The organism is Ornithinimicrobium sediminis (assembly GCF_021272345.1).
Lineage (GTDB): Bacteria > Actinomycetota > Actinomycetes > Actinomycetales > Dermatophilaceae > Ornithinicoccus > Ornithinicoccus sediminis_B.
Window position 1 is genome coordinate 1 of sequence record NZ_JAJSDQ010000010.1, and the last position, 18,458, is coordinate 18,458.

The 18,458-nt window shown below is 72.3% G+C and carries 19 protein-coding genes; 2 read left to right on the forward strand and 17 right to left on the reverse strand.

Going from position 1 to position 18,458, the window contains the following annotated elements; translation table 11 throughout:
* Positions 1-313: 313 nt before the first annotated feature.
* From tyrS to LVO85_RS15525, 14 genes are all read right to left on the reverse strand, one after another.
* Positions 314-1,606: a tyrosine--tRNA ligase gene (gene tyrS, locus LVO85_RS15460; protein ID WP_232748396.1), complete on the reverse strand. Its 1,293-nt coding sequence runs from the start codon at positions 1,604-1,606 to the stop codon at positions 314-316.
* Positions 1,607-1,749: 143 nt separating this feature from the next.
* Positions 1,750-2,376, reverse strand: coding sequence for a DNA-3-methyladenine glycosylase (locus LVO85_RS15465; protein ID WP_232748397.1), 627 nt, complete (start codon positions 2,374-2,376; stop codon positions 1,750-1,752).
* Positions 2,369-3,679: an acyltransferase family protein gene (locus LVO85_RS15470; protein ID WP_232748398.1), complete on the reverse strand. Its 1,311-nt coding sequence runs from the start codon at positions 3,677-3,679 to the stop codon at positions 2,369-2,371. The genes LVO85_RS15465 and LVO85_RS15470 overlap by 8 nt, the downstream gene beginning before the upstream one ends.
* 28 nt (positions 3,680-3,707) lie before the next feature.
* Positions 3,708-5,129 (reverse strand): argininosuccinate lyase, encoded by a 1,422-nt coding sequence (gene argH / locus LVO85_RS15475; protein WP_232748399.1) that lies wholly within the window; start codon positions 5,127-5,129, stop codon positions 3,708-3,710.
* A gap of 62 nt (positions 5,130-5,191) precedes the next feature.
* The gene (locus LVO85_RS15480; protein ID WP_232748400.1) at positions 5,192-5,734 is read right to left on the reverse strand and encodes an arginine repressor; all 543 of its coding nucleotides are present in this window, start codon (positions 5,732-5,734) and stop codon (positions 5,192-5,194) included.
* Between the two features lie 58 nt (positions 5,735-5,792).
* Positions 5,793-6,731, reverse strand: a complete 939-nt coding sequence (locus tag LVO85_RS15485) for a phosphotransferase (protein WP_232748401.1) — start codon at positions 6,729-6,731, stop codon at positions 5,793-5,795.
* 7 nt (positions 6,732-6,738) lie between these two features.
* Positions 6,739-7,581 (reverse strand): SDR family NAD(P)-dependent oxidoreductase, encoded by an 843-nt coding sequence (locus tag LVO85_RS15490; protein ID WP_232748402.1) that lies wholly within the window; start codon positions 7,579-7,581, stop codon positions 6,739-6,741.
* Position 7,582: 1 nt separating this feature from the next.
* On the reverse strand, positions 7,583-10,126 hold the full coding sequence (pheT, locus tag LVO85_RS15495; RefSeq protein ID WP_232748403.1) for a phenylalanine--tRNA ligase subunit beta: 2,544 nt from the start codon (positions 10,124-10,126) through the stop codon (positions 7,583-7,585).
* Positions 10,126-11,226 (reverse strand): phenylalanine--tRNA ligase subunit alpha, encoded by a 1,101-nt coding sequence (pheS, locus tag LVO85_RS15500; RefSeq protein WP_232748404.1) that lies wholly within the window; start codon positions 11,224-11,226, stop codon positions 10,126-10,128. The genes pheT and pheS overlap by 1 nt, the downstream gene beginning before the upstream one ends.
* 10 nt (positions 11,227-11,236) lie before the next feature.
* Complete coding sequence (locus LVO85_RS15505) at positions 11,237-12,052, reverse strand: TrmH family RNA methyltransferase (protein WP_232748405.1); 816 nt, start codon at positions 12,050-12,052, stop codon at positions 11,237-11,239.
* A 33-nt stretch (positions 12,053-12,085) separates the two neighbouring features.
* Positions 12,086-12,472, reverse strand: a complete 387-nt coding sequence (gene rplT, locus LVO85_RS15510; RefSeq protein ID WP_232748406.1) for a 50S ribosomal protein L20 — start codon at positions 12,470-12,472, stop codon at positions 12,086-12,088.
* 59 nt (positions 12,473-12,531) lie between these two features.
* On the reverse strand, positions 12,532-12,726 hold the full coding sequence (rpmI, locus tag LVO85_RS15515) for a 50S ribosomal protein L35 (protein ID WP_232748408.1): 195 nt from the start codon (positions 12,724-12,726) through the stop codon (positions 12,532-12,534).
* A 117-nt stretch (positions 12,727-12,843) separates the two neighbouring features.
* Complete coding sequence (gene infC / locus LVO85_RS15520) at positions 12,844-13,434, reverse strand: translation initiation factor IF-3 (RefSeq protein WP_456299709.1); 591 nt, start codon at positions 13,432-13,434, stop codon at positions 12,844-12,846.
* A gap of 332 nt (positions 13,435-13,766) precedes the next feature.
* Positions 13,767-14,210: an MFS transporter gene (locus LVO85_RS15525; protein ID WP_232748410.1), complete on the reverse strand. Its 444-nt coding sequence runs from the start codon at positions 14,208-14,210 to the stop codon at positions 13,767-13,769.
* Positions 14,211-14,225: 15 nt separating this feature from the next.
* On the opposite strand from LVO85_RS15525, the gene LVO85_RS15530 reads away from it, so the two are divergent.
* Together LVO85_RS15530 and LVO85_RS15535 are read left to right on the forward strand one after the other, a co-directional pair.
* Positions 14,226-14,681, forward strand: coding sequence for a Fur family transcriptional regulator (locus LVO85_RS15530; RefSeq protein ID WP_232748418.1), 456 nt, complete (start codon positions 14,226-14,228; stop codon positions 14,679-14,681).
* 28 nt (positions 14,682-14,709) lie between these two features.
* On the forward strand, positions 14,710-16,266 hold the full coding sequence (locus tag LVO85_RS15535) for a catalase (protein WP_232748426.1): 1,557 nt from the start codon (positions 14,710-14,712) through the stop codon (positions 16,264-16,266).
* Between the two features lie 90 nt (positions 16,267-16,356).
* Here LVO85_RS15535 and LVO85_RS15540 read toward each other — a convergent pair whose 3' ends face one another.
* From LVO85_RS15540 to LVO85_RS15550, 3 genes are read right to left on the reverse strand one after another with little or no spacing between them, the layout of a single operon-like run.
* Positions 16,357-17,103: an SseB family protein gene (locus LVO85_RS15540; RefSeq protein WP_232748430.1), complete on the reverse strand. Its 747-nt coding sequence runs from the start codon at positions 17,101-17,103 to the stop codon at positions 16,357-16,359.
* Positions 17,103-17,807 (reverse strand): HisA/HisF-related TIM barrel protein, encoded by a 705-nt coding sequence (locus LVO85_RS15545; RefSeq protein WP_232748432.1) that lies wholly within the window; start codon positions 17,805-17,807, stop codon positions 17,103-17,105. The genes LVO85_RS15540 and LVO85_RS15545 overlap by 1 nt, the downstream gene beginning before the upstream one ends.
* Positions 17,804-18,451: a hypothetical protein gene (locus LVO85_RS15550; protein ID WP_232748439.1), complete on the reverse strand. Its 648-nt coding sequence runs from the start codon at positions 18,449-18,451 to the stop codon at positions 17,804-17,806. Before LVO85_RS15550 ends, LVO85_RS15545 begins: the two co-directional genes overlap by 4 nt.
* Positions 18,452-18,458 lie beyond the last annotated feature (7 nt).

Here is an 18,458-nt window from a genome sequence, read left to right on the forward strand (position 1 = left end):
AACAAACTTGGCATCAATTTTTGGCACGCTGTTGAGTTCTCAAGAATCGGACACACACCAACCAAAGCCACACCACAACCGGTGCAACCCCGACCGGGGCAACCTCTTCACTGTATCCGCCGGCTGCGGCCCGAGTCAACGTGACTCGTGCGCTGCATGCTCTGCTGACGCTCGACGGCGTCTGCGGACGATGTCCAGACCCGGGGACCGGCCAGCGAGCGGATCAGAATTCCGTCTCGGTGTCCGTGCCTCCCCGTTCGGGCTGGCGAGGTGAAACATTAGACGGCATCGCGTCGCAGGACAAATCCGCAGGTCAGCGGGCTGTGGGTGCAGCGGTGTGGTGCGTCGGGCCGGGTCGGACGGCTGCCAGGTGTTTGCGGCCACGCTTGAGGAGTGCCACCTCCCCGTGCAGGAAGTCGCCGCTCGACAGGAGCTGTTCCGCATCGCCGAGCCGCGCGTTGTTCAGGCTGACACCGCCCTCGGCGACCAGCCGACGGGCTGCCCCTCTGCTGTCCGCCAGGCCGGTGGCCACCAGCGCGTCGAGGATGCTCTGGCCGGGCATGGCGACGGCGACCGGCAGCTCCGCCGTCGCGTCGGCGAGCGTCCTGGCGTCGAGCGACCCGGGGTCGGCCTTTCCGAAGAGCACCTGGCTGGCGGTCTCGACCTGGTCCGTCGCCTCCCGACCGTGGACGAGGGTCGTCACGTCGCGGGCCAGGGTCCGGTGCGCCTCGCGCGCGTGCGGCCGCTCCTGGAGCGAGGTCTCGAGCCGGCTGACCTCCTCAGGGGTGCGGTCGGTGAACACCTTCAGCAGCTCGATGACCGAGGCGTCCTCGATGTTGATCCAGTACTGGTAGAACGCGTACGGGCTGTACATGTCGGCGGACAGCCAGACGGCGTTGCCCTCGGACTTGCCGAACTTGTTGCCCGCCGCGTCGGTCAGCAACGGGGTCGTGAGGAGGTGCACCGAGGCTCCCTCCGCCCGGTGGATCAGGTCGACGCCTGCCGTCAGGTTGCCCCACTGGTCGCTTCCCCCGGTCTGCAGGGTGCAGCCGTACTCACGGTAGAGGTGCAGGTAGTCGAACGCCTGCAGCAGCTGGTAGCTGAACTCGGTGTAGGAGATCCCCTCGTGGCTCTCCAGGCGCGCCGCGATCGCATCCTTGCGGATCATCTGGTTGACCCTGAAGTGCCGCCCGACGTCGCGCAGGAAGTCGAGCGCGCTCAAGGACGCGGTCCAGTCGAGGTTGTCGACCAGAAGCGCCGGGTTGCCCCCGTCGAAGTCGAGGAAGGGCCGGACCAGCTCCTTGATCCGCGCCACGTTCGCGGCGGTCTGCTCCCGGGTCTTGAGGGCGCGCTCGGACGTCGCCTTCGGGTCACCGATCAGTCCCGTCGACCCCCCCACCAGGCAGATCACCCGATGCCCGGCACGCTGCAGCCGGCGCAGCAGGACCAGCTGGACCAGGTTGCCGAAGTGCAGGGAGGGCGCGGTGGGGTCGAACCCGCAGTAGACCGTCAGGCTGCCCCCGTCGAGCGCTTCGCGCAGGGCCGCCTCGTCGGTGGTCTGCGCCACCAGCCCTCGCCACTGCAGGTCGTCGACGATGCTGCTCACGGTCTGTCGTTCCTCTCCGGAGTGTGCGGGCCGCCGCGGCCGGCGGCGTCGGGCCAAGCCTGCCTCATCCCTGCGGCTCGGGTGCAATCCGTGCCTCACCGCCCTCGCGGGCCGGGCTCAGCGGTCGACACCTCGACCGGAGGTCAGGGACGGACCCGGGGGCTGCGCCGGTAGGCGCTCACGGTCGGGTCCCCGTCCACCCAGAACCTCCAGGGCACGTCGTGGGCCAGGCGGACGCCGACCCTGTGCCCGCTGGCGACATGGGACGGCGGCAGGTCGGGAGTGGGCCTCAGCCGCAGGGGCCCGGCACCGAGCAGGTCCATGCCGTTGTGTCCGCGATGCAGGCCCAGGGCCTGTCCCAGGCAGCCGGGTCCTCGAGCCAGCGCGGCATCCTTCACGCGTCCGCCACGCCGGTGACGTGCCAGGGAGGCTCCCTCGACCACGCGCCCGGCGCGCAGCAGCACCGCCGACGCCCGGCCGTCCTCACCGGTGACCACGTTCGAGCACCAGTGGACCCCGTAGGACAGGTAGGTGTAGAGGTGTCCGGCCGGGCCGAACATCACCGCGTTGCGGGCGGTCGGCCCGCGGTGTGCATGGCTGGCGGGGTCGTCCTCGCCCATGTATGCCTCCACCTCGGTGAGCCGGACGGTGACGGTGCCGTGCTCCGTCGTGTGGCTCAGCGTCCAGCCCAACAGCGTGGGTGCGACCTCCAGCCCCGGTCGCGCCAGCCGGGCTCGCACCTCGCCGGACTCGTCGCGCGCCTCAGCCACGGGCGGTGGGACGGTCGGGCCGGACGAGCAGCGTCACGGCGAGGACGACCGCGAGGCAGGCCGACACCGACCCCACGGTGGGGGTGACACCGATCCTCCACAGCACGGCGGCCCCCACCACCCCCAGCAACGACGCCCCCACGACGGCGATCCGGTCGGTGCGGAGCGGCAGGTGGCTCAGCTGGCGGTCCCAGGCTGCCGCCGCCCCGAGCACCGGCCACAGGACGAGGGCGGCCAGGGCCAGCCACAGGGGTCGGTGCAGCCACCAGGTCGCCGCGTCGTCGGGCAGGAGCACCTCGGGGGCGAGCAGACCCAGCAGCGACACCCCCGCAAGGACCGGCACGTGCCAGAGGTAGATGGGCACCATGCGCGGGGTCAGCCAGAGCAGGGTCGCTCCCACCACGGCGGGCGGATGCCGGGTCTCGACGGCCCTGCCGGCCAGGGTCACCAGGGCGAACTGGACCACTGCCAGGACGGCGAGCACGGCGGTCGGGGGCGCCAGGTTGGACACCGGCGCGTCGGCCAGGCCGATCGTGACCGAGGGGTACGGCCCCGTCTGCACCATGAGGACGAGGACCAGCGCCCCGGTCACCGCCACTCCCAGCACCTGGTGTGCGGGCCGCCTGCGCAGCACTCCGCGCGCGTAGGCGATGCCGAGCTGGTGGCAGGCGAGCCAGACCAGCGCAAAACCCGGGAACCGGGCCGTGTCCGCGTCGACCAGGCCGGCGTACCGGAGCGTGTCGACGGCCAGTGCCCCGGCGACCAGGACCGCCACCGTCCGCATCCCCCACCGGTCCTGCAGACCGACCATCACCGGCGCCAGGGCCAGGCAGAGCAGGTATGCCGTCACGAACCAGAGGTGCGCGCCGGCCTCCGCCCCGACCGTGAGCGCGGCGGCGGGGTCGACCCACGCGAGCATCAGGCTCACCCCGAGCAGCAACAGGACGAGAAGGGCCAGCGGGCTCAGCAGCCTGCGCAGCCGCAGGGCCTGGGCCGACGTCGCGCTGGTGCCCTCCCGGGCGCAGCGGTCGACCATGCGCGTGTTGGCGAAGCCCGCGGCGACGAAGAACAGCGGCATGACCTGCAGCACCCAGGTCAGGGCGGCGATGACCGGTCCGCCGATCGCTGTCTGTGCGACCAGGTCGCCGTCGACCAGGGTCAGCCGGACGTAGACGCAGTGCAGGGCGACGACCACGGCGAGGGAGAGCACCCGGACGACGTCGATGACGACGTCCCTGGTGTCCGGCTGCGTCGGGTCGGCCGGGACCTCGCCGGCCCACAGGTCCTTCGACCGTGCGCTCACCCCTCCATGATGGCAGCCACCGCGCCCCTCAGCCGCGGATGACGGGCATGTCGTCGACCCAGTGCCGGGCGCGCGCGACCTCCTTGATCAGGTGTGCCCGCTGCTCGGTCACGCGGACGGGCGCCGTGCCGCCGTGCGCGTCGCGGCTGGCCAGGGAGCCGGCCACGGTCAGCACCTGTCTGACCTCGGGCGTCAGCAGAGGGCTGATGTCGTGCAGGTCCTCGTCGGTGAGGTCGTCCAGCCCGATCCCGCGCGCCTCGCACACCTGGACGCAGGCACCGGCCAGCTCGTGCGCGGTGCGGAACGGCACTCCTTGCCGGACCAGCCACTCGGCCACGTCCGTGGCCAGGGAGAAGCCCTGCGGAGCCAGCTCCTGCAGCCGGTCCGGGTGGAAGCGCAGGGTCGCCACCATGCCGGAGACGGCGGGCAGGAGCACCTCGAGGGTGTCGACTGCGTCGAAGACGGGCTCCTTGTCCTCCTGGAGGTCGCGGTTGTACGCCAGGGGAAGGCCCTTGAGTGTCGCCAGGAGCCCGGTGAGGTCGCCGATCAGGCGGCCGGCCTTGCCCCGTGCGAGCTCGGCGACGTCCGGGTTCTTCTTCTGGGGCATGATGCTCGACCCGGTGGAGAAGGCGTCGTCGAGGGTGACGAAGCCGAACTCCGCCGTCGCCCACAGGATGACCTCCTCCGACAGCCTGGACAGGTCGACGGCGACCATGGCGGTCACGAAGGCGAACTCTGCCGCGAAGTCACGGCTGGCCGTGCCGTCGATGGAGTTCTCGACAGCCTCGTGCATCCCGAGGTCGAGCGCGATCGTCTGCGGGTCCAGTCCCAGTGAGGACCCTGCCAGCGCTCCGCTGCCGTAGGGCGAGTAGGCGGTGCGCCGGTCCCAGTCCTGGAGGCGCTGCACGTCCCGCAGCAGCGCCCAGCCGTGCGCCTGGAGATGGTGGGCGAGCAGCACCGGCTGGGCGTGTTGCAGGTGGGTGCGCCCTGGCATGGCCACCTCGGGATGGCGCGCAGACTGGTCGATAAGAGCCTGCACCACGTCCAGCACCTTGGCCCCGACCAGACGGGACTGGTCGCGCAGGTACATCCGGAACTGGGTGGCGACCTGGTCGTTGCGTGACCGGCCGGCCCGGAGACGGCCACCGACCTCCGGCCCGACCTGCTCGATGAGCCCGCGCTCCAGCGCCGTGTGCACGTCCTCGTCGCCCTCGGCCGGCACGAACGCGCCCGAGCGCACGTCGGCGAGCAGGCGCGACAGACCCGCGAGCATGGTGGTGAGGTCGTCGCGGTCGAGCAGGCCGGCCTTGTGCAGCACCCGCGCATGGGCCCGAGAGCCGGCGATGTCGTACGGTGCCAGGCGCCAGTCGAAGTGCGTGCTCTTGGACAGCGCGGCCAACGCGTCACTCGGGCCACCGCTGAATCGTCCGCCCCACAGGCTCACAGTCATGCGGTCATCATCCCTGGCCGGACCGACAGGCGTAAACCTGCCCCTCGCACGGACGCGACGGCTCAGCGCCGCTCGGCGGACTCGGCCCGAGCGAGGGCGAGCAGCCGAGCAGCGGTCGCTGCGCCGGCGTCGGGGTCGGCGGTGATGACGAGGATCGTGTCGTCACCGGCGATGGTGCCGATGACCTCACCGACGTCGCCGCGGTCGATCGCCGAGGCGAGGTACTGCGCCGCCCCGGGCGGGGTGCGGAGCACGACCTGGTTGCCGCTGTGCGCCGCGCTCACCAGGAGCTCCTCGCAGAGCTTGGCCAGACGTGCCGAGATCTCGCCCTGGTCCTGGGCCGGCCGTGGCGTGGTGTCACCTCCCTGAGCAGGCACCGCGTAGACCAGCCCCATGCCCTGGCCCTGGCGGATCTTGACCGCGCCGAGCTCGAGCAGGTCACGTGAGAGCGTGGCCTGGGTGACGCTGATCCCGTCCTGCGCCAGCAGACCGAGCAGCTCTGCCTGCGAGGCCACGGCATGCCGCTCCAGCAGGTCGGCGATGCGCTGGTGGCGCGCTGCACGCGTCGTGGGGATGGCAGCAGCCGTGTGGTCGGTCGTGGTCACGGTGCACGATTATACCTACGCACGTATGAGTATGCACAGAGGGTCTTCTCCGAGAAGGTCAGAGCCCGCCGAACCGCCGGAGAAGCCGGGTGCAGGCTCTGCCCTGGGCAACCTGGAAGGCCCGCACGGTGGGCAGGCCGGGGGCGGGCGGTCGCGCCGACGTCTCGGTGAAGAGCCCGCCCATGCCTGCGACCAGCCCCACGACATCCCGGTCGGTGGCTCCCTGCGCCCGGACCAGCGGGAGGTAGTCGAGGGGGTCGACGGCCCCGTAGAGCTCCAGGTTGACCAGCAGGGCGGCCGCGTCGACCCACCCAGCGCCCTGTGCGGCCCACGGCCAGTCGACGACCCGCACCTCACCCCCCGGAGTGAGGAGCAGGTTGTCGGCGCGGGTGTCGGTGTGTGTGATGGAGCGGCCGGCCAACCGGGGCAGCACCTCACCGCTGAGGCCGTCCAGGAGCTCGAGTCTGCCGGCCAGCCACGGGTCCAGGTCCCGCGGCGGCGTGGCCGCGATGCGCGACCACGCGGCGAAGTCGCCCCGCAGCTCGTCCTCCAGCGCCGGCCACTCCTCCGGGGCAGTCTGCGAGGCCAGCCCACGGAGGGCCTCGAACGTGGCGCGGATCTCGGCGTGGACCCAGGGCGTGGTGGGGTGGCGACCCTCCACGTCCTCGATCAGCAGGCCGACCCACTCGCCGTCGTCGTGTGCCTCGAGCAGCAGCGGCACCCCGGCGGAGGCGGGCATCGAGCGCAGCACCCGGATCTCGCGCCGCAGGAGGTCGGGTGTGTCCGGGTTCTGGGCCGTGCTGACCGCCTTGACGAACCCACGTGCCCCGTCGGCGGTCACGACGCGAGCCGCTACTCCCGGGGAGAAGCCGCCGGGCTGGGAGTCGGCTCGCACGACGGGGGCACCGAGCGCCGCCTCGACCCAGCCGAGGACCGACCTGGGCAGGTCCTGCCAGGCCAGCCGCACCCCGTAGGGCAGTGCCGGCGGTGAGGTCATGACGCCCTCAGGTGGCCACCGGGTCGTCCGGGCCCCAGGGGCGCAGCCGCAGCATGCGCGCACCGTCGGCGAGCCCGGTGGCGCCCCGGCTACGGAGCTGCTCGACGCTGTCGGCGCCCGCCCGCACCATGCGTCCGGACCAGGCGTCGAGCTCGCCGGAGGCCAGGGCGAGGACGAGCGCTGTCACGTCACCGGGATCGGTCCAGTCGGTGCGTTCGCGGTGCATGTCCATCGCGGCGGTCATGTCCGTGTGGACGACCCCGGGCGCCAGGTCGAACGCGTGCACCCCGTGCTCGGCGCCGGCTGCCGCCGTGCCCCCGGTGATCCGGGCCAGGGCCGACTTCGACGCGGTGTAGGCGGTCAGCACGGGGTTCTCCCGCGTGCCGGCGCCCGAGTTGAGGTTGACGATCCGCCCACCGCCCTGCCCGATCATGACCGGAACCACCGCACGGGTCATCAGGAAGGGGCCCCGCACGTTGGTGACGACCACCTGCCACCACTCCTCGGGGTCCGCCTCCCAGATCGGCACCTCGGCCTCGATCAGCCCGGCGTTGTTGACCAGCAGGTCGATGCTGCCGAAGTGGTCGCGCACCTGCGCGACCACAGCGTCCACGGCGGCCTCGTCGGTCACGTCGCAGGCCACCGGCAGCACCTCCGCCCCGGCGCGTCTGAGGCGGTCGGTGACGTCGGCCAGGCTGTGCTCGCTGCGGGCGAGCACGGCCAGGCTCCACCCGGCCTCGGCGAGGGCGGTGGCGATGTGGGCACCGATGCCGCGGGAGGCTCCGGTCACGAGGGCGACGCGGTGCGCTTCGTCGCGGGCGGCTGGTCGGGTCGGGGTGTGCTCGGTCATCTCATGCTCCTCGCTGGACGGCCCCGGTCAGGGCGGCGGCCCGCGCGATCGCGGCGTCACGCGCGGCGTTGACCTCCTCGGTCCGCAGGGTGCGGTCGTGCGCCCGGAAGGTGAGACGGAAGGCCAGGGACTTCTCGTGCTCCTCGATCTGGTCACCACGGTAGACGTCGAAGAGCAGGATCGACTCCAGCAGCTCACCTGCGCCCTCGAGCAGGGCGCTCTCGACCGTGCTGTGGTGGACGGACCGGGGGACGGTGAGCGCCACGTCGGACGTGGCGGCCGGGTGCGTGGAGATCGGTGAGGCCTGGACCCGGCGGTCCGAGGCGGTGACGAGGACGTCGAGGTCCAGCTCGGCAGCGACGGTGCGCTCGGGCAGCCCCAGACGCTGCGCGACCTTGGGGTGCAGCTCGCCGGCGTGGCCGAGGAGGCCGTCCTCGCCGTCGGGGGTGACGACCCGGAGAGCGACGCACCGGCCCGGGTGCCACGGTGCGCGCTCGGCCGGGACGGCCCTGACCGGGACGCCAGCGGCCTCGGCCACCGACCGGGCCCAGGCCACCACGTCGGCGGCGTCGGCGGCGCGCCCGGCGCCCCACCACCCCGAACGGTCAGACTCGCCTGCGGCGACCAGTGCCAGGTGCCACGGCTGGTGCGGCACCGCACTGCGGATCGTCGCGAGCGTCGCGTCGTCGGGGCGGGCGCCGACGCCGGGCACCGGCGCTGCACGGTCGTCCACGGGCCGGGTGACCGTGTCGATCTCGAACACCGCGACGTCGCGGGTGCCGCGGGAGACGTTGCGTCGCAGCGCCTCGGGCAGGGTCTGCAGGAGCTCGGTGCGCATCAGCGGTGCCTCGTCGGACAGCGGGTTGGCCAGTGCCAGCGCGCGGCGGCGCTCGTCGTCCAGCGGCAGCCCCAGCTCGTCGAAGCGGTCCTGCCCGACGAACGGGTAGGTCAGCACCTCGGACAGACCCTGCCCGGCCAGGACCGACGCCACCACGCGCCTGAGGCGCTGCGCATGGGTGAGGCCGCGACCTCCCGTCGGCGACGGGACGACGGAGGGGATCCGGTCGTACCCGTCGATGCGGGCGACCTCCTCGACCAGGGTGGGCCCGTCCGTGAGGTCGGGGCGCCAGGACGGTGGGAGCACCGAGACCCTGTCGGAGGCGTCCTGGTCGGTGAGCGAGCAGCCGATCTCCGTCAGGACCTCGCGGACACGCTCGTGCGTGTAGTCGACGCCGACGTAGCGGGCCGGCAGGTCGAGGTCGAAGACGACCGGCGCACGTGCGACGCGGTGGTCCACGTCCGTCACCTCGGGGTCCGCGGTGCCTCCGCCGATCTCCACCAGCAGGTCCACCGCGAGCTGCGCGGCCACGGCGGTGACGTCGGGGTCGACACCCCGCTCGAAGCGCTTGGACGCCTCGGTCGACAGCCGGTGCCGCCGGGACGTGCGGGCGACCGTGCGGGCGTCGAAGTGCGCCGACTCGACGAGCACGTCCGTCGTGCCCGCCGAGACCTCGCTGGACTCCCCGCCCATGACCCCCGCGAGGGCCAGCACGGTGTCGGACCCGCCGTCGGTGACGAGGAGGTCCTCGGCGTCCAGCGTGCGGGTCACGTCGTCGAGCGTGCGCAACGTCTCGGCAGGTCTGGCACGACGCACCACGACCGGGCCGGAGAGCCTGGCCAGGTCGAAGGCGTGCAACGGCTGGCCCAGAGCCAGCATCACGTAGTTGGTGACGTCGACGGCCAGCGAGATGGGCCGCATGCCCGCTTCGAGGAGGCGGGTGGACATCCACCGCGGGGTCAGCCTCGACAGGTCCAGACCCTGCACGACGCGCGCCACGTAGCGGTCGCACCCCTCGACCCCGGACAGCGGGCTCTCGTCCGCCAGCCGCACGGCATACCCGCCCGTCGTCGCCGGGGGGACGGGAAGGTCGGCGGGGTCGGTGAAGGCCGCGCCGGTGGAGTGGGAGTACTCCCGTGCGATGCCGCGCAAGGAGAAGCAGTACCCACGGTCGGGGGTGACGTTGACCTCCACGACCTCACGGTCCAGCCCCAGCACGCCGATGAGGTCCTGCCCCGGCTCGAGATGCACCGCCTGCTCGCCGAGGTGCTCGGTCAGCACGATGATGCCCTCGTGGTCGTCCCCGAGCCCGAGCTCGCGGGAGGAGCAGATCATGCCCGCGCTCACGTGACCGTAGGTCTTGCGGGCACTGATCTCGAACCCTCCGGGCAGCACCCCGCCGGGCAGGATGACGGCGACGAGGTCGCCCTCGACGAAGTTGTGCGCCCCGCAGACGATGCCCTGGGGCTCACCGGTGCCGTTCGCCGCTCCGACGTCGACACGGCACCAGCTGATGGTCTTGCCGTTGCGCTGCGGCTCCTTGGTCAGCTCCAGGACCCGTCCGACGACGAGGGGCCCGGTGACCTCGCTGCCGTGCAGCGCCTCCTCCTCCAGACCCACCCGCACGAGGTCGGCCGCGATCCGCTCCCCGGTGACGTCCTCGGGCAGCGCGACGTACTCGCCCAGCCACTCCACTGGCACCCGCATCAGATCTCCATCCCGAACTGGGCGTTGAAGCGCACGTCACCCTCGATGAGCTCACGCATGTCGGCCACGCCGTTGCGGAACATCACCGAGCGCTCCACACCCATGCCGAAGGCGAACCCCTGGTAGCGCTCAGGGTCGATGCCGGTGGCACGCAGCACGTTGTGGTTGACCATGCCGCACCCGCCCCACTCGATCCACCCGGTGCCTCCGCACGTGCGACACGGTGTGGCGGCGGGCTCGCCCCGGCAGACGAAGCACACCAGGTCCATCTCGGCACTGGGCTCGGTGAACGGGAAGTAGGCCGGGCGCAGACGACTGGTGATGCCCTCGCCGAACAGCCCGTAGGCGAGCCGGTCGAGCGTTCCCTTGAGGTGGGCCATCGTGAGGCCCTCGTCGACGGCCAGCCCCTCCATCTGGTGGAAGACCGGGGTGTGGGTGGCGTCCAGCTCGTCGGTGCGAAACGTCTTGCCCGGCACGGCGACGTAGAGCGGCGCGCCACGCTCCAGGAGCGAGCGGGCCTGCACCGGCGAGGTGTGCGTGCGCAGGACCAGCCCGGCGTCAGCCGGGTCCACGAAGAAGGTGTCCTGCATCTGCCGCGCCGGGTGGTCGGTGTCGAAGTTCAGTGCGTCGAAGTTGAACCACTCGGCCTCCACGCCGGGGCCCTCGGCGATCTCCCAGCCCATGCCGACCATGACGTCCGCCATGCGCTCGGCGGTGAGCGGGACCGGATGGCGCCGTCCCAGGGGACGCCGACCGGGCACGGCGGTGAGGTCGAGCGCCTCCTCGACCAGGATCCGCTCGTCCCGCTCGACCTCCAGCTGTGCCTGTCGGCCCTTCAGCGCCTGGGTGACGGCCGCCCGGGCCTGACCGACGCGCTTGCCCGCCTCCGCCTTGGCGCTCGGTGGCAGCGCACCGATCTCACGGTTGGCGAGAGCCAGAGGAGATCGCTCTCCCGCGTGCGCGATGCGCACGGACTTGAGCTCCTCCAGGCTGCTCGCGGCGGCGATGGCGGCCAGTGCCGCTGTCAGGTCCTGCTCGATGACCGCCGGGTCGAGTGCGGCCACCTCGACGGGGTCGTAGTTCTTGTTGGGTCCGGACACCTGCGCAAGTCTAGGCAGAGCGGCGGGCCGCCGCGGACGCGTGGAGGCAGACGGTCGCGGCCATCGCCAGGTTGAGCGACTCCACGCGCACGATCGGGACCGCCACCGCCTGGTCACAGGCCCGCAGCACGTCCTCCCCCAGACCCTGCGCCTCGTTGCCCAGCACCCAGGCGTGCGGCGTGCTGAGGTCCGCGTCCGGCAGCATCGTCTGCCCGGTCCCGTCCGCAGCCAGCAGCCGCAGGCCGGCCTCCTTGCACAGACGCAGCAGGTCGGGCAGCGGGGTCCCGGTGCTGACGGGCAGGTGGAAGAGGGCACCGACCGTGGACCGCACCACCTTCGGGTTGTAGACGTCGACACTGGCGTCGCTCACGAGGACCGCGGCAGCTCCGAAGGCGTCAGCGCCGCGGATCACGGTCCCGGCGTTGCCGGGGTCACGCACGTTCGCCAGGAGCACGACATACCCGGAGCGCCCCGCCGCCTCCAGGGCTCGGGCCGCGTCGACGCCGACCTCGCGGGCCACCGCGACCACGCCCTGCGGGTGGGGTGTGTCAGCCATGGCCGCGAGCACCTGCGGCGTGCAGTGCTGCAGCCGCACCCGACCGGCCGCCGCCTCCTCCACCAGATCCGCGTGCCGGTCCGCGGCCTCGGCGGTCAGGTAGACCGACTCGGCGTGGTCGCAGGCATGCACCAGCAGCTCGCGCACCGCCTGCGGCCCTTCGACCAGGAAACGCCCGGTGCGCCGCCGGACAGCCCGACGCCCCAGTGCCGTGACCTGCCTGACCCGTTCGCTGCGTGGGTTGTCCAGCAGCGGCAGGTCGGCGGTCAAGGTCCTGGGGCGTCGTAGCCGGCGTCGGACGGCTCAGGCGGCGGAGGAGTCGCCGGAGGCCTGGGCCGGGACGTTGGCCTTGGCGATCTCGACCAGGGCGGCGAACGCGGCCTCGTCGTTCACCGCGAGCTCGGCCAGCATGCGCCGGTCGACCTCGACCTCGGCGGCCTTCAGGCCCTGGATGAAGCGGTTGTAGGTCATGCCGTGAGCGCGGGCTCCGGCGTTGATGCGCTGGATCCACAGCCGACGGAAGTCGCCCTTGCGGGCCCGACGGTCGTTGTAGCTGTAGACCAGGGAGTGGGTGACCTGCTCCTTGGCCTTGCGGTAGAGCCGCGAGCGCTGGCCGCGGTAACCGCTGGCGCGCTCCAGGACGACCCGGCGCTTCTTGTGGGCGTTGACCGCCCTCTTCACGCGTGCCACGTGAGTACTCCTTGCAAGTCAGTAGGGGTGGTGCAGTGGTGCCGGAAGCCTGCGGTCTCTCAGAGACCGAGCAGCTTCTTGGCCTTCTTGGTGTCGGCCGGGGCCACGACGACGTCGTTGGCCAGGCGCCGGGCGGCTCGGGAGCTGCGCTCCTGGAACTTGTGGACGTGGCGGGCGCGCTGGCGCATCACCTTGCCCGACCCGGTCACGCGGAAGCGCTTCTTGGCGCCACTGTGCGTCTTCATCTTCGGCATGGTGCCGATCTCCTTGCTCTTCGTGCCGCGCCCCGTCAGGGACGCCGCGTGTGCATCACTCGTGCGGACGTGCCGGACCCGGACAGTGACCCTGTCCGGCCGCGGCCGCGTCGGATGTCAGCTCGTGGAGACCTCGGTGGTCTCGGCCGACGGGTCCTGCTGCTCGTCCTGCCCGCCCTCGCCGTGCTGGGCCTGGGCGGCCCGCTCGGCGTCGCGGCGCTTCTCGCTGCGCACGACGGTCTTCTTCTTGGACGGACCGAGGACCATCACCATGTTGCGACCGTCCTGCTTGGGTGAGCTCTCGACGAAGCCGAGCTCGGCGACGTCCTCGGCCAGGCGCTGCAGCAGCCGGAAGCCCAGCTCGGGGCGCGACTGCTCGCGACCGCGGAACATGATGGTGACCTTCACCTTGTCCCCCGCCTTGAGGAAGCGCTCGACGTGGCCCTTCTTGGTGCCGTAGTCGTGCGCGTCGATCTTCGGGCGGAGCTTGATCTCCTTGATGACGGTGTTGACCTGGTTCTTCCGGGCCTCCCGCGCCTTCATGGCGGCTTCGTACTTGTACTTGCCGTAGTCCATGAGCTTGGCGACCGGGGGACGTGCCATCGGGGCCACCTCGACGAGGTCGAGGTCCGCCTCGGCGGCCAGGCGCAACGCGTCCTCGACGCGCACGATCCCGACCTGTTCACCGTTGGGGCCGACCAACCGCACCTCGGGAACCCGGATGCGGTCGTTGATACGAGGCTCGCTGATGTGCTTGCTCCTTCGTCATGTCAGGTGTCCGACCCCGGGGACGAGAAAGGCCTCTCGGCACCGGGTGCGCGAGAGGCCTGGAGATCCTCGGCGAGTGGGACGACACGGCGGGTATGCCGGGTCGTCGGCACTCCTCGACGGGCGAAGGTGCCACTCGGACCGGGACCCGGCGACCTGGACGGTCGGCGCGGGTGGAAACTCGAGGCTTCTCTTGCACTGTGGCCGGCCGGGACGAGCACCGGACACGTGGTCGGCTCCCAGGGTAGCAGCGGGTCGAGCCGGCAGACCAATCAGGCGGCACGACGGCGCGCTCGCGACAGCACGACCCGGCGCGCCTGCACCGCAGTCACGGCTCCTGCCGCGACGGCGACGTCGACTCCCCCGACGACGACGAAGCCGCCGGAGGCGCCCCAGACGTCGACGGCCATGCCGGCCCACGGCGCCCCTGCTGCGCTGCCGGCCGTCATCGCCGAGCCGTGCCGGCCCATCGCCTCGCCACGGGCCCGCTCCGGGACCACGCGGCTCAGGTCGTCCACCGTCGCGGTGATCGTCGGCGCACACACCAGGCCGGCCACCAGGGCCAGCACGGCGAGCTGGCCGACCGATCGTCCCAGCGCCATCGGCACGGTCAGGGCTCCCAGCGCGCCGCGCAGCAGGGAGGGCGACAGTGCCCGCGGCCAGGCGACCGGCACCCGTTCACGACGCCGGTGCGGTTGAACCGTTCCAGTTTTCATGATCGGGTGGCCTCCATGCCCACCACCGACCCCGCAACCGAGGGACGGGGGTCCGATGCCACCGCGCTGCTGCGAGCGGCCGCGCTGCGGGTCACTGCGCCCCGGGTGGCCGTCATCGGCGTCGTGCGGGACCACCCCCACGTGGACGCCGGCACCGTGGTCGGGACGACGCGGGAGCGCGCCGGCTGGATCTCGGTGCAGGGGGTCTACGACGTGCTGGCGACCCTCACGGATGCCGGGATCCTGCGACGGGTGCAGCCGGCCCGGTCCCCTGCACGCTACGAGATGGAGCTCGGGGACAACCACCACCACCTGGCCTGCCGCACGTGTGGCGGGCTGCGCGACGTGCCGTGCCCCGTCGGCGCCGCGCCCTGCCTGGCACCCGGGGAGGCGGAGGGTTTCGTCGTCGACGAGGCCGAGGTCGTCTTCTGGGGCACCTGTGCGCGGTGCCGGGACACGGCGCCGCACTGACCGAGAAGGACCCGACCGAGAGGACAGCATGACCGACCCACACACCGGATCGACCACCGACACCGGAGCCCCCGCACCGAGCGACCGCAACAGCCTCACGGTCGGCGCGGACGGCCCGATCCTGCTGCACGACGTGCACTTCCTCAACCAGATGGCGCACTTCAACCGGGAGCGTGTGCCGGAGCGCAACGTGCACGCCAAGGGCGGCGGCGCCTTCGGGGTCTTCGAGACCACCCACGACGTGTCCGCCTACACCAGGGCCGCGCTCTTCCAGCCCGGCGTGCGCACCGACATGCTGGCACGCTTCAGCACCGTCGCCGGGGAGCAGGGCTCACCCGACACCTGGCGTGACCCGCGGGGCTTCGCGCTGAAGTTCTACACCAGCGAGGGCAACTACGACCTCGTGGGCAACAACACCCCGATCTTCTTCATCCGCGACACGATGAAGTTCCCGCACTTCATCCGGTCACAGAAGCGCCGCGGTGGCAACGGGCTGCGGGACAACCACATGCAGTGGGACTTCTGGACCCTGAACCCGGAGTCGGCGCACCAGGTCACCTACCTCATGGGAGACCGGGGCATCCCGGCCTCCTGGCGGGAGATGAACGGGTACGGCTCACACACCTACATGTGGGTCAACGCCCAGGGCGAGAAGTTCTGGGTGAAGTACCACTTCCACAGCGACCAGGGGGTGCGCGGCCTCACGGGCGAGGAGGCCACCCGCATCGCGGGCGAGGACGCAGACTTCCACCGGCGAGACCTCTACGACGCCATCGACGCCGGCGACCACCCCAGCTGGACGCTGTCGGTGCAGGTCATGCCCTACGAGGAGGCCCGCACCTACCGCATCAACCCGTTCGACCTGACCAAGGTCTGGCCGCACGCCGACTACCCGCTCATCCCGGTCGGGACGATGACCCTCGACCGCAACGTCGAGAACTTCTTCGCCGAGATCGAGCAGGCCGCCTTCGAGCCCTCCGCCGTCGTGCCGGGCATCGGGTTCTCCCCCGACAAGATGCTGCTCGGGCGGGCGTTCGCGTATGCCGACACGCACCGGCACCGCATCGGTCCCAACTACCTGCAGCTGCCGGTCAACCAGCCCAGGCAGGTGCAGCACCACAACACCTACACCTTCGACGGCGCGATGGCCTACCAGCACAGCGGCGATGCACCCGTCTACGCCCCCAACAGCGAGGGTCGCGGCTACGCCGACCAGACGGGGCAGATGGACGACTCGTGGGAGTCCGACGGCGCCATGGTGCGGCAGGCCTACACCCTGCGTGCGGACGACGACGACTTCAGCCAGGCGGGTGCGCTGGTGCGTGAGGTCTGGGACGACCAGCAGCGTGCCGACTTCGTCGACAACGTCGCGGGGCACCTGCTCGGAGGTGTCAAGGGCGACGTGCTGGAGCGCGCCTTCGGCTACTGGAAGAGCGTCGACGCCGACACGGGCGCCCGCATCGAGGCCAGGGTGCGGGCTCGCGTCGGAGGCACCAACCCCGGCGGGGAGGACGACCAGGCGCGCGCCGAGGCCGCCGGAGCCCCGGCCGATGAGGACACGCACGCGTCGACACCCCCGCACTGACCTCGCGACGGCTCGCCCCGACGAGCCGCGGTAGGTCGGCCCGGAGCACTGCTGCTCCGGGCCGACCTACCGGGCGACGGGGAGGACGGCTCAGGCTGTGCGCAGCCGGAAGGCGACGGCGTCGATCCGGGCACGCACCTCGCCGTCGGCGGCGACCTGCTCCCCCAGCCCGGTCACCAGGGCCTGCACCGCCTGCTGGTCGAGCCCGGGAGGCACCGTGAGGGTGACCTGCAGCGCACCGTGCGGGCCGGCTGACAGCTCATGTCCGGCGACCCGGTCCTCTGCGGCCACCGCCCGGGCGACCGCAGCCTGGACCTGCTCGTCCTCATGGGCCGGCACCCACGGCCTGCCCATCGCCAGGGCCCACACCATCGAGGGGCGCAACGCGCGAGAGACCCCGGCGACGTCGAGCACGATCACCTGACAGCCTTCCTGCACCGCGGCGAGGGCGGCCCGTTGGGCGCTCACCGGCACTGGGCGTGCGTCCGGGTCCCAGTCGGCGAGGGTGGCGAGGCTGGTGAAAGCAGGCAGGGCCTTCTGTCCGTCCGGCGCGACGAGGGTGACCGCCGCCATGTCAGTGCTGACGTCCCGGGCCAGCCCCGCGCTCTCGTCGACCTCCCCGGCGACCGCGACCACCGGCACCAGCAGCCGAGCGCCGGCCACAGCAGCCACGAGCCCCACCTCCTCCCCCGGGTCCGCCAGTGCCGCCGCGAGGGCCGGGTCGGCCTGTCCCAGGTCGTCGTCGAACCCGGTGCCCGTCAGTGTGCGGCCAGCCCAGGGCACCCCTGCCGTGTCGTGCCCGCCCGCGGGGTCGTGCCCGTCGAAGCGCCCGGCCATCAGCGCGCCACCTCGAGCGCCTCTGCCAGGGTGAACGCTCCCTCGTGCAGGGCGGCGCCGAGCACCAGTCCCTGGACGCCGTCGGGCACCAGGGCCCGGAGCGCCCGGACGTCGGCCAGGTCGCTGATCCCCCCGGAGGCGATCACCCGGGCATGCGCAGCCAGTGCCACGGCGTGGAACAGGTCGATGTCCGCCCCCAGGCGACGACCGTCACGGTTGGCGTCGGCGACCACGAACGTGCTCACCGGCACGTCGTGCAGCGCGTGCAGCACCTCGGTGAGGGTCCCGAGCCGGACGTCGACTCCCCGGGCCACGACGTCCCCGTCACGCACGTCGAGCCCCACCGCGATGCGGCTGCCGTGCTCGGCCACCACGGCCCGCACCCAGGGGAGGTCGGCCACGGCGGTGCTGGCGAGGTTGACGCGCTCGGCGCCGGTCGCCAGGGCTGCACGCAGTGTCGCGTCGTTGTCGATGCCTCCGGAGACCTGCACCGGCACCGGCACCGCAGCGACGACCGACGCCAGCACGTCACGGTTGGTCCCCCGGGCGAAGGCCTGGTCGAGGTCGACCAGGTGGATCCACTCGGCACCCTCCTGGACCCACCGTCGCGCCACGGCCCGCGGGTCGGCGTCGGCGCCCGCTGCGACCTGGGTGGCCCGACCGCCGGCGACGTCGACAGCGGGGAGCAGGGTCAGCGACGTCACGCGTCCACCCCCAGCTCACGACGCAGCAGGACCGCGTCCTTGACGGCGTCCTCGAAGTAGGCGACCTCGCGGGGGTCGGGCTGGTGCACCTGCGCACGGGGCAGGTCCTCGGCCGAGGCCGGGTCGAGCAGCAACGGCCCGCCGGGCAGTCCCAGCACGGCCAGCACCGCGCTGAGCAGCCGCGCCGGCGGGTGGTGCCGCTCCGCGAGCATCGACGTGAGCTCGGCCCGTGAGCCTCCCCCGGCCGCCGACACGACCTGCTGAGGGGTCGCGATCTGCACCCCCGGCGGTCGCAGCACGCCTCGCTCGGGGTCCCAGACGACCCAGCGCACCTGACGACGCCAGTGCCGCGACTGGACGGTCAGCACGGCACGCCCGTCGATCACCCAGCAGCCGAGGGTCGGCGCCAGACGGGTCGGCGCCGGTCGCGCCGCGCACAGCGTCGCGGCGTCGTCGTAGGGGGCTGCGACGGCGGGGCGGCCGCGCGGCACGAGCACCGTCCGCCCTTCCAGCGGCGCCACGACGACCGGCACCACGCCCTTGGCCGCCCACGCCAGGAGCTCGCCGACGGGTGCCTGGGAGAGCAGGATGCCGTGGGCGGACACGGCCGGGCGGGGGGTCACGGTCTGTTCGCTCGGGGTCACCGCGCCA

Excerpts from the sequence above, each read along its gene's own strand:
- argH (WP_232748399.1), bottom strand. The coding sequence starts at position 5,129 with ATGACTGTGAGCCTGTGGGGCGGACGATTCAGCGGTGGCCCGAGTGAC.
- LVO85_RS15485 (WP_232748401.1), bottom strand. The coding sequence starts at position 6,731 with ATGACCTCACCGCCGGCACTGCCCTACGGGGTGCGGCTGGCCTGGCAG.
- LVO85_RS15490 (WP_232748402.1), bottom strand. The coding sequence starts at position 7,581 with ATGACCGAGCACACCCCGACCCGACCAGCCGCCCGCGACGAAGCGCAC.
- pheT (WP_232748403.1), bottom strand. The coding sequence starts at position 10,126 with ATGCGGGTGCCAGTGGAGTGGCTGGGCGAGTACGTCGCGCTGCCCGAG.
- rpmI (WP_232748408.1), bottom strand. The coding sequence starts at position 12,726 with ATGCCGAAGATGAAGACGCACAGTGGCGCCAAGAAGCGCTTCCGCGTG.
- LVO85_RS15525 (WP_232748410.1), bottom strand. The coding sequence starts at position 14,210 with ATGAAAACTGGAACGGTTCAACCGCACCGGCGTCGTGAACGGGTGCCG.
- LVO85_RS15530 (WP_232748418.1), top strand. The coding sequence starts at position 14,226 with ATGCCCACCACCGACCCCGCAACCGAGGGACGGGGGTCCGATGCCACC.
- LVO85_RS15535 (WP_232748426.1), top strand. The coding sequence starts at position 14,710 with ATGACCGACCCACACACCGGATCGACCACCGACACCGGAGCCCCCGCA.
- LVO85_RS15540 (WP_232748430.1), bottom strand. The coding sequence starts at position 17,103 with ATGGCCGGGCGCTTCGACGGGCACGACCCCGCGGGCGGGCACGACACG.